Consider the following 9,511-nt stretch of genomic DNA (forward strand, 5'->3'; position numbering starts at 1 on the left):
GCTGATCAGATCGTAGGTTCTTGATTTAGTTCCATTGAATTACGCAACAAAGCCAGTTAACGCTACTTGGAATATCAAAACGAGGAAATAAAGAACTGAGAACGCTATTTATCCATGCCGCAAGGTCAATTTTATGGAAAGATAAGTCGGTCGAAAAATATTTTGGTTCATGGCTTATTGAGCTTAAGAAGCGAAAATCTTTTAACTTGGCTGTGTGGTGAAAAATTGAAAATACAGGGGCATTTTTTGGAATACTTCCCGATTACTATTTGTTTTCGCTAAGAGCCTAAATTATCGATGAAAAACGCCCCTCTTGAAAGGGGTGTAGATTTGAACACACTGTTTTTACATGAACGCCAAGTTACTCTTATCCAGGAGCACTTTAACTCCAGAATACAGGCTAAAAATGACGAAATTACAGTTAACGGCGATTATCGCTAAAACGCCTCTGTCGGATAGGCGGCACCTGTTCCCAGATGCCTCCCTCCTCAGAACCGTACGTGCAACTTTCACTGCATACGGCTCAAGCCTCCACAAAGGCATCGTTAAGCACCCAGTAACAAAATTACCTTTGCGATACACACTTAAAGCTTTAAAACTGCCCCAATGGCCATTTAATGAATAAGAAACCACGGTTCGCTGTCAGAAGACGCACTGATTTTATTCGAAATCATCATTTGTTTTTCTTCTTTAATAAAGTTCTTCAAGCTATCTCGCAACGGGAGACCAGTTAGAAGTCAGCTCGCTTTCGCGCCAGATATAACCTGTATCTACTTCATTACAAAGTAGCATTCGCTTTTTCTAACCTCCTTTACCTGCATACCTATCGGCAACCTTTACAGGCTGCTTTCCCATAGGGAGATATACAGGCTTGCCCTGTTCCGTATGCCGCATAAAATGTCAACTTAGATGCCCACAATGGTGCGGAGAGTGCAATGACCACGAAAGAGTAATGTCCAATCTCTTCCCGACTCTCGTTGCCTTTTGGCTACAGCGTATTAACCACTTCCGCTGCTTCATCATATAACGCGCCTTAAATGGATTCATTATATTCATCATATTGCCCCCCTAGCACTCACCCGACTTGTGGTTGTCAGGAGGAACGTCCTCTAACGATTCTTCCAGCTCAGTCAACAACCAAGCTTCGTTACATTGTCAGAGCCGCTTCTTTATTCAGGCTCCTAGGGGCATCTGGTAGTACAGATGGTTCACCCTTCGTGGTGAACAACGTTTCATACGACTTCAGGTCGCACGGACATTTCTGAGTTACACGTTTTATTAAATTAATATTTCATGAATTATTCAAGGTCTTGTAAAACCTCTAGCCTAGTGGCCAAATTTACTCACCTACAACACGTTAAAACGAGAATACGGAAAGTCAATAAAAACCCTTATAATATATGGGATTTTATTAATTCAATTAATATTGAAAGTTATTTTGATAATAAATAATCATTATTATTTTTTTATATTTATCTAGCTGAGCTATAAAAAGACTTCATTTTTAATATATGGACGTCTTTCTAAATGCCTTTTCAAATACTCTGCTCTCAAGGACGTGTCGCGGACAGAGCAGATCGTATGCTCGAGGGCGCAAAGCTCACAGCAAATAAACTTGCTCTATATTATGACATTACACCTAACTACGTAGGGCAACGATCGCCTACGAAATCGGATGATTGGAGTGTTGCACTCCAGGAATCTCGAAAGACCCTCGCTCTGTTGCAGACAAAAATCTCCCATTTACTAGCCACTGGCGATAGCCCTGTCCTATTTGCATCAAATACCTGCTCAGCGAGCTTAGCGACACTGCCCGTTGTTGCATCGACTTTTCCTGACATAAAGGTCCTATGGATCGATGCACACAGTGACTTTAATACCCCTGAAACGACAGAAACCGGTTATCTCGGCGGGATGGTATTGGCTGCTACATGCGGCCTGTGGGATAGCGGTTTTGGCGCGGGAGTTAAACCTAATAATGTTGCTTTAATTGGCGTACATGACATCGATGAAAAAGAACTTAACAACGTTAATAATGCAGGTCTCATGCACTTTCCCCCTTCAACTCTGACGCCAGAGTCAGTCATCAAATTCATTGGTGATTCCAAAGTCTGGGTTCATGTGGATTGGGACGTTATGGACCCGGGGCAGATTTCCGCTGACTTCAAAGTCGAGGGAGGCTTGAAAGTCGCCCAATTATTGGATCTATTCGAGTCACTTCCTAACAACCAAATTATGGGCTTAGAACTTGCTGAGTTCTGTGCAGATAGCCACTCGTCAGTAGCCAATACAGAAGGACTAGATCTCATCATTCAAGCCGTGGATGCGCTATTCAAAAAAAATAAGAGTTTATAGTCATGGAAATCATCAAAACTAACCCTGCGGCTCTTGCGCCTAATGAGCAACATAAAACCTTGTATACACATGCAGAACTGTTGCAAGAACTGAATCAGTTTTCAAACTGGAAGAAGGAAGCGTGGGAAGAATTCAGTAAGAGAGTCAGCGCCCCTGAGTTCCCTTGCCTGTTTAGCCGCAGAGCGTGGAACTCTAAGACTATCCAAGTGCTGTTTTGTGAGTCGGATGAACACAACACTTACTACCCGTTTTTGCATGGACTGATTGCTTATACGGACATGTTGAATTCCACTCCAGTTAATAAGCGTATGTTCTCGCCATTAGTGGTGTTTTTTTCTCCGGACCTTTCACTTTCAATGGCACCGCACAAGCTTGGTTGGGAAGTCTTAAATTGGACGCATGAGCACGATGTCGCTCAATGGCCTAGGCATATACCTATCGACCCCGAGGCATCTAAATGGACATACTGCTTTAATGGTGTCGAACTGTTTATCAACATGAGCTCAGACAAGCATCAAGTGCTTAGAAATCGGAATCTCGGCTCACGCCTTAATTTTGTGATTAACGCAAGGGAGGTCTTTGACATGGTCGCTAATGGTGAAACGAAAGGTGGCAGGCAGGCTCGAGAGCGTATTCGAAATCGTGTCAAAAAATACAACAACGGAGTGATGCCAACTGAGTTGGGGTTTTATGGAGAAGAAGAAAACCTCGAATGGCGTCAGTATCAGTTGCAAGAAGCTAGTGTGAAACGACCAAGACTGTGTCCCTTCAAATAAAAACTAACGAGAGAACGTAGATGCCTTTATATAACTCAATAACAGAAACTGTTGGATGCACTCCAATTGTCAAACTAAACAATCTTGCTCCAAAGGGAGTCGAGGTTTATGTCAAAGTGGAGTCTTTCAACCCAGCTGGTTCAGTCAAAGATAGGCTTGCACTCTCAATCGTGTTAGACGCTGAAACAAAAGGTTTGCTCAAGAAAGACGACACAATTATTGAATGCACTTCAGGTAATGTTGGAATTGCCTTGGCCATGGTTGCCGCAGCCAGAGGATACAAATTTATCGCCGTAATGGGGGATGGATATTCGCTAGAACGCAGGAAGCTAATTCGCGCTTACGGTGGTGAAGTCATCTTGTTCCCAAGTGAACAAGGTAGTAGCGGCGGTAATCGAATTGCCGACCAGCTTGCAGCTCAGAATGGATGGTTCAGACCCCGCCAGTTCGATAATCCAGCTAACCCTGCTTATCATCGTGAAACGACAGCAAGTGAGATACTCAGTGATTTTTCTGGTAAGCGTTTGGATTACTTTGTCACAGGCTTTGGTACAAGCGGAACTCTTACGGGTATTGGACAGATGCTGAAGGTGGCACGACCGGAGGTTGAAATTGTCGTCCCAGAACCTAAAGGTGCTCAGATCCTCGCAAAGGACCAATGGAAAGTTCACCCCATCCAAGGTTGGACCCCAGATTTCATACCAAGTGTGCTGGATAAGAGTGTGGTGGATAACCTTGTCACTGTTGATGGAAATTTGGGGATCACGACGGCACGTGACTTAGCTCGTCACGAAGGCATTCTTGTTGGTATCTCTGCCGGGGCAACGGTAGCTACAGCTTTAGAAGTGGCTAAATCTGCATCTAAAGGAAGCGTGATATTGGCAATGGCACCAGATACAGGAGAAAGATATTTGTCTACTGAGTTGTTTGATCAACTTGGTAATGAAGAAACGGACCCTTTTATTACAACTTGGAGCGAAGAGTCTATAACAGCTGAATGTAATGCATAGTTCACCCTCTAAATACTGGATTTATGTTAATAGTACACGTGACATGTAAACGCTATCAACGATAATTATCAACGAAAGGAATACTCGTATGGAAAAACGAATTTCATTAAGTGTGTTGGCGTTGGTCATGTTCTGTGTGACCTACTCTGTAAACCTTCAAGCACCTCTTTACAGTGTTTATGCCGAAAACAGTAACATGGGCCCCGCGGCGGTCGCCATCGCCTTTGCTGCCTATGTATTGGGTCTATTGCCTACTCTATTAATGCTAGGGGGTATTTCAAATAAAGTAGGTAGGAAGCAACCCATATTCCTTGCACTATTGTTAAGTGCGGGGGCAACGGCATTGCTCGTCATTCAGCCAAATTGGACCTCGTTATTTGTCGCAAGACTGCTATTGGGTGTTGCTACCGCCTTAACCACAACCTCAGTCTCAGCGTATATATACGACCTTATTGATGAACGAGAACAAAAATTTGGTACGTTGCTAGTGGCCGCGTCTACGTCGTTGGGGTTTGGTAGTGGTGCACTTGCGACAAGTGTGAGCCTAAACGTAGCTGGCATGACAGTGCTGCCATACAGTTACCTCAGTCTATTTCTACTCGTTTCTTTGTTGTTGTTGTTGCTGGTTCGATTGCCGAGCAACCAAACCATAAAACCAAATCTCAAACTCATTACATTGCCTTGCTTCCCCACCAACACGTGGTCGTATGGTTTAGGCATGATGTTAGCTTGGGCTACAACGGGTATGGTCATCGCAATCGTACCAATACTTCTCAATGAGATGGGTTTAAGCGATTGGACTGGCTTAATGGTTTTCCTATCTATTTGCACTGGTTTTTTGACTCAACACATTGCTAAACGCTTGCACCCAAACTCAAGCCTAATATTGGGATGTTTCTTTACGGTATTTGGGTTTAGCCTCATAGCACTTGGCTACTATCATGAATCTATCACGATCATTCTTTTCGGAGCCAGTTGCACTAGCCTTTCAAGTTATGGTTTCACATATATGGCGGGGCTACTTAAGTTTACGAGTAACCATAACATCGACAAGGCAAGCTCTACGGCTGGCATGTACATCTATTCTTATGTCGGATTTTCGATACCTGTAATTACGTCCGGATTCATAGCGCAGCGCTTCGGTAACTGGATGGCGATACTCAGTTTTCTAACACTTCTACTGGCTCTTTGTTTCATTATTGTCGTCGGAAAGTTGATAGAAGGGAAGAAACAAACTCACTTTATGAAAGTTAAGAGCTAGGAAGGCTGAATGTCAGACTCACAGATTTCGCTCATTACAGGAGCAAACAGAGGGATCGGTTTTGAAATTGCAGCAGAACTTGGCAAGCAAGGTCATAAGGTACTGCTTGCTGGTAGAAAAGCAGCAGCAATTAAAGAGGCTGCTGCTAACCTGAACCTCCAAGGTATCGAAGTCTATTGCTTATGTATGGACATTACCGACGACAAATCTATCAAAGAAGCCGTCCATATCGTTGAAACCTTGTTTGGTAAGGTCGATATACTTATAAACAACGCAGCAATAAGGGTTGAAGAATATGGCACACCGCCGTCTGAACAACCACTCATAAAATGGTTTGAAACGTTCAATACAAATTTGTTTGGTACGGTAAACGTAACCCGCAGCTTTTTACCTTTACTCAAGCGCTCAATGAAAGGAAAAATCCTCAATGTATCGAGCTTATTGGGATCGGTGACGTTACATAGTGACACCAAATCATACGCATACACGGATGAATTTAAATCTCTACCAGCGTACAGTGCCTCAAAAAGTGCCCTCAATTCTTGGACTGCTCACCTCGCCTATGAGCTTCGAGATACCTCGATAACGGTAAATAGCATCCATCCCGGCTATACAAAGACCGACTTAAACGATGGCGATGGGATGTTAACCCCAAAAGAAGGAGCCCTCACAGCGATAAAAGTGGCACTTGATGCTGACAGCTTAGTGAGTGGTCAGTTTATTCACATGGAATCCCTTCTTCCCTGGTAGTAAAAGGAATAGTTAAATGCTCGCAACAAAGAAAGTCGCTTTAGTCTCAGATAGTGATAGCCTAGCTGTCGACTATGATATGCCTTATATTCTGGACGCTTTTAAGCGTACTGACGTGGAAGTTGATGTGATATTTTGGGATAGCCCCAACCACGATTGGGCTATGTATGATGTGGTTGTCCTGCGCTCACCGTGGACCTATATGGAGAAAATTGAGCCATTCATTGAATTTTGCCAACAAGTTGAAAATTGTTCAGTACTGCTCAATCCTCTATCGGTGATCAGATGGAACTCAGACAAGAGTTATTTGAAACAACTCGAGAAGCAGGGTGTCCCAATTGTCCCGACAGAAATCATCTACTCAGAAACTGAGATTCAAGCAGCCGTTGCTAATCTTCAAGATAACTACTGGAAAGTTCACGAAGTCGTGATTAAACCAACAGTTGGTGCCTATTCATTCGGTGTCATTCGTCTGTCCATCGAAGATTTAGACAAAATAACTCAGCATGTGCGTTACCTATTAGGACTAGGTAAGGGCGTCATTATTCAACCATACCTACATACGATTGAAGAGCATGGTGAAACGAACATGATTTACTTTGATCATACGTACTCACATGCGATTAAGAAGGAACCTTTGCTCGCACAACGTGGTGAGACTAAAACGCCGGACATGGAATTTCGCAAGCTAAAAGAAGCGAATAGTGAAGAGAAGGCGTTGGCGAAGCGTATATTGAGGTTAGTACAAAGCAATCTTGGTCTTTCTCAACCACTTCTGTACGCGAGATTAGACTTCATTGAAGGTAAAAATGGTCGGCCGCTGCTGCTGGAACTTGAGATAACCGAACCATCACTAAGCCTACCACTTACGCCTGAATGCGTTGATATATTTGTGCAGTCGATTATTGATAAAGCCCCAAAGCCTGTATATATAAAGGATTCTTTGTAACTGCCCTGGTTACCTATAAGCAGTTAATCGGTCTTCGAACATAATTATAAAGCGGTTCAGAACTTGTCGCCATTTGCTTATATGGGCATCGTCCATTGTACGGAGACATCCTGGATCGCTAAGAAGATCGTCTTCCCTGCCACTTCATCCGTTGGGAATAGCTTACTTTTGTTGACGGCTTTCGAGATAAAAAGTGACGGATAAAAATTTAGCCTATGAAGTTTCTGGACAAAAATAAATCAGTACCTTTGCTAAATTAGAAAGTCATGAATAACTACAGGTATGGAAAGTCACTTAATTTGGTGTCCAGTCTTGGCTGTGCAGATCATTGTCTATCTTTACCATCCTGTTTAATGTATTTGCGATAGGCTCATTATGGTCGCATAACACTCGGTAAACACACATAATGAAAGGAATTTATCTATGATATTTAAAGGAATCAGTGCTTTCCCGATCACCCCGATGTCGGATGAACGAATCGACGTGACCGCTTATAGTCAGATTCTTGGCCGTTTAATTAACGCAAGGGTTGATTCTATATGTGCCTTAGGGTCAACAGGTTTATATCCGTATTTAAACGCATCAGAGAAACATAACGCGATTGCTACAGCAGTTGAAATGGCAGGAGAAATTCCTGTCTTGGCTGGCATCGGGTCGCTACGATTAAGGGATGTGCTTGCTAATGCTGAGCAAGCAGAGCAGCTCGGCGTAAAAGGTCTTTTACTCGCGCCTATTTCTTATCATCGGTTATTCGATGAAGAAGTCTATGAACTCTATCGACGTGTATCGGAGAGCGTTTCGGTACCTATCTGTGTATACGACAACCCAGCTGCTACCCATTTTACCTTTAGTCACGAACTCCATGCTGAGATTGCAAAGCTAAAAATGGTGCAGTCAATAAAGTTCCCTGGTGCGCAATTTGAAGATCAGGGTGGATGCCGAGTTCAAGCTCTCAGAAAACTACTGCCAGGCAATGTAACGATTGGAGTTAGTGGTGACGTATTCGCTTCAAATGGCATTCAAGCAGGATGTGACGTTTGGTATTCCGTCCTAGCAGGTTTGTTCCCACTCACCGCTCTATACTTATTTAAGCAAGCCAAAATTTCTTCCCCTGCGCAAGCGAAAGAACTCTCTCTAAGATATGACAGACTGTGGCAATTGTTCTCAGATAATCTCGGTGCCATGAGGGTGATGGTCAGTGCGGCAGAAATATTAGGCTATGCTGAATCCCCATGTTTACCAACCCCTTTGACAGGATTAGATAGTGAATCCAAGCTCATTCTGCAAGAAATTATCTCAGAGTTAGATCTCGCTTAACACTATATGTAGAGTGAAATTTCTTACGGGATTTTTCGACCCAAAATCAAGATGGCAAGCTTTGGACCAAAACCGTGTCAGTGTTTTTACTAATCTAGCTGCCACGGGTAAAATGTGATCTACCCTGTCAGCACGAAGCTGGACACTTCTGAGTTACGAACCATAGAACATCCTGACTTTGCGGATTACTTCTAGTATTACAACCATACGACCACCCTGCATGTTGTTGGCCAAATGCCCTTATCCACTACAGATGGCAATTGCCGACAACAAAAAACTTATACCTAATAAGTCAAAACCTAAAACACCCTCTTTTAGAAGGTAATATCCAGAAACAATACCAATAATAGGTATAACCAAGATATTTAAGTTAGCTGACATCATCAATATACTTCGGCACTTCTGGTAGGTTATTTCATCGAAGAAGACTACCAGTTCATCTCAATATCTATCTGCCTAGGTTTTATCTTGATAACTAACTAATGTATTAAAGTACCTGCCAAGCACTTTATTAAAATCACTAATATAACCACCTACCGAGGTAGGTGGTTTTGAGAGAGAAATCTAAGACTCAGACGTTTGCCGCTAAGGAACAGAGACACACGATGCGTAAAGATAGTCGTCGCTCGGCATAGTGAGCCCAGAGTGACCATTTCTGAGAGATATATTGGCATAGCCCGGACCACGAGACGTTGATGTCCAGTAATTTATCCTGACTGCCCAGCCACGAGCAGTAAACATATTTCCATTTGTGTTGAATAGTCCCCTTAACTCATTCACAGTAGCTAAACGCCAGTTGGTTCGTCCTGCAATACTCTTGGAATTATATGTGTCACACAATGAATCTGCGTTATTCCAATCGAAAATATAGAAATCCCCAGTAGGACCTGAAGTTCCTATTTCTTGTGTAAAACCTTTATTTGTACTGCCTCCTCTACTATCTAGGAACGTTTTGGATGGTGAATTTGTAAACAATTTCCCACTACCAGTATCGAAGATGTCAAGACATGAAGCTCCCGTACTCCTACATGCATAGACCTCCACGTCCACTGTGTTACTGGTGACTCCGTCTAGGAAAGCCTCAACCGTCGTG

At 43.0% G+C, this 9,511-nt stretch carries 10 protein-coding genes and 1 pseudogene; 9 read left to right on the plus strand and 2 right to left on the minus strand.

Translation table 11 applies throughout. The features are described 5' to 3' along the window. Positions 1 to 110 precede the first annotated feature (110 nt). The 8 genes from ACED25_RS18845 (at position 111) to ACED25_RS18880 (ending at position 7,101) form a co-directional block, all read left to right on the plus strand. The gene (locus ACED25_RS18845; RefSeq protein ID WP_371695879.1) at positions 111 to 221 is read left to right on the plus strand and encodes a hypothetical protein; all 111 of its coding nucleotides are present in this window, start codon (positions 111 to 113) and stop codon (positions 219 to 221) included. Between the two features lie 185 nt (positions 222 to 406). Continuing rightward, positions 407 to 625 carry a hypothetical protein gene (locus tag ACED25_RS18850; protein ID WP_139137543.1) on the plus strand — a complete coding sequence of 73 codons (219 nt, stop codon included), beginning with the start codon at positions 407 to 409 and terminating at the stop codon, positions 623 to 625. A gap of 902 nt (positions 626 to 1,527) precedes the next feature. Next, positions 1,528 to 2,355 (plus strand): arginase family protein, encoded by an 828-nt coding sequence (locus ACED25_RS18855; protein ID WP_229648119.1) that lies wholly within the window; start codon positions 1,528 to 1,530, stop codon positions 2,353 to 2,355. A 2-nt stretch (positions 2,356 to 2,357) separates the two neighbouring features. Next, on the plus strand, positions 2,358 to 3,131 hold the full coding sequence (locus ACED25_RS18860; RefSeq protein WP_017102335.1) for a YqcI/YcgG family protein: 774 nt from the start codon (positions 2,358 to 2,360) through the stop codon (positions 3,129 to 3,131). A 20-nt stretch (positions 3,132 to 3,151) separates the two neighbouring features. Continuing rightward, entirely contained in the window at positions 3,152 to 4,141 is a 990-nt protein-coding gene (gene cysK / locus ACED25_RS18865) for a cysteine synthase A (protein WP_017100378.1), read from the plus strand. An 88-nt stretch (positions 4,142 to 4,229) separates the two neighbouring features. Further along, a complete protein-coding gene (locus tag ACED25_RS18870) occupies positions 4,230 to 5,402 on the plus strand; it encodes an MFS transporter (protein ID WP_017100377.1) in 1,173 nt (390 codons plus the stop codon). Between the two features lie 9 nt (positions 5,403 to 5,411). Next, on the plus strand, positions 5,412 to 6,152 hold the full coding sequence (locus tag ACED25_RS18875) for an SDR family NAD(P)-dependent oxidoreductase (protein ID WP_017100376.1): 741 nt from the start codon (positions 5,412 to 5,414) through the stop codon (positions 6,150 to 6,152). A gap of 16 nt (positions 6,153 to 6,168) precedes the next feature. After that, positions 6,169 to 7,101: a RimK family alpha-L-glutamate ligase gene (locus ACED25_RS18880; protein ID WP_017100375.1), complete on the plus strand. Its 933-nt coding sequence runs from the start codon at positions 6,169 to 6,171 to the stop codon at positions 7,099 to 7,101. 9 nt (positions 7,102 to 7,110) lie between these two features. Here the strand turns inward: ACED25_RS18880 and ACED25_RS18885 are convergent. Beyond that, positions 7,111 to 7,289, minus strand: a pseudogene (locus tag ACED25_RS18885) (IS256 family transposase); the annotation flags it as partial. 235 nt (positions 7,290 to 7,524) lie between these two features. Here ACED25_RS18885 and ACED25_RS18890 point away from each other — a divergent pair. Next, complete coding sequence (locus ACED25_RS18890; protein WP_017100374.1) at positions 7,525 to 8,418, plus strand: dihydrodipicolinate synthase family protein; 894 nt, start codon at positions 7,525 to 7,527, stop codon at positions 8,416 to 8,418. Between the two features lie 585 nt (positions 8,419 to 9,003). On the opposite strand, the gene ACED25_RS18895 is transcribed toward ACED25_RS18890, so the two are convergent. Continuing rightward, on the minus strand, positions 9,004 to 9,468 hold the full coding sequence (locus ACED25_RS18895; protein ID WP_339385035.1) for a DUF1566 domain-containing protein: 465 nt from the start codon (positions 9,466 to 9,468) through the stop codon (positions 9,004 to 9,006). Between the last annotated feature and the right edge of the window lie 43 nt (positions 9,469 to 9,511).

Source organism: Vibrio sp. 1F263, from assembly GCF_041439035.1.
Lineage (GTDB): Bacteria > Pseudomonadota > Gammaproteobacteria > Enterobacterales > Vibrionaceae > Vibrio > Vibrio tasmaniensis_A.

What these genes read in the sequence shown, in the direction of transcription:
- ACED25_RS18850 (WP_139137543.1), top strand. Translation starts at nt 407, where the DNA reads ATGACGAAATTACAGTTAACGGCGATTATCGCTAAAACGCCTCTGTCG.
- ACED25_RS18855 (WP_229648119.1), top strand. Translation starts at nt 1,528, where the DNA reads ATGCCTTTTCAAATACTCTGCTCTCAAGGACGTGTCGCGGACAGAGCA.
- ACED25_RS18860 (WP_017102335.1), top strand. Translation starts at nt 2,358, where the DNA reads ATGGAAATCATCAAAACTAACCCTGCGGCTCTTGCGCCTAATGAGCAA.
- cysK (WP_017100378.1), top strand. Translation starts at nt 3,152, where the DNA reads ATGCCTTTATATAACTCAATAACAGAAACTGTTGGATGCACTCCAATT.
- ACED25_RS18870 (WP_017100377.1), top strand. Translation starts at nt 4,230, where the DNA reads ATGGAAAAACGAATTTCATTAAGTGTGTTGGCGTTGGTCATGTTCTGT.
- ACED25_RS18875 (WP_017100376.1), top strand. Translation starts at nt 5,412, where the DNA reads ATGTCAGACTCACAGATTTCGCTCATTACAGGAGCAAACAGAGGGATC.
- ACED25_RS18880 (WP_017100375.1), top strand. Translation starts at nt 6,169, where the DNA reads ATGCTCGCAACAAAGAAAGTCGCTTTAGTCTCAGATAGTGATAGCCTA.
- ACED25_RS18890 (WP_017100374.1), top strand. Translation starts at nt 7,525, where the DNA reads ATGATATTTAAAGGAATCAGTGCTTTCCCGATCACCCCGATGTCGGAT.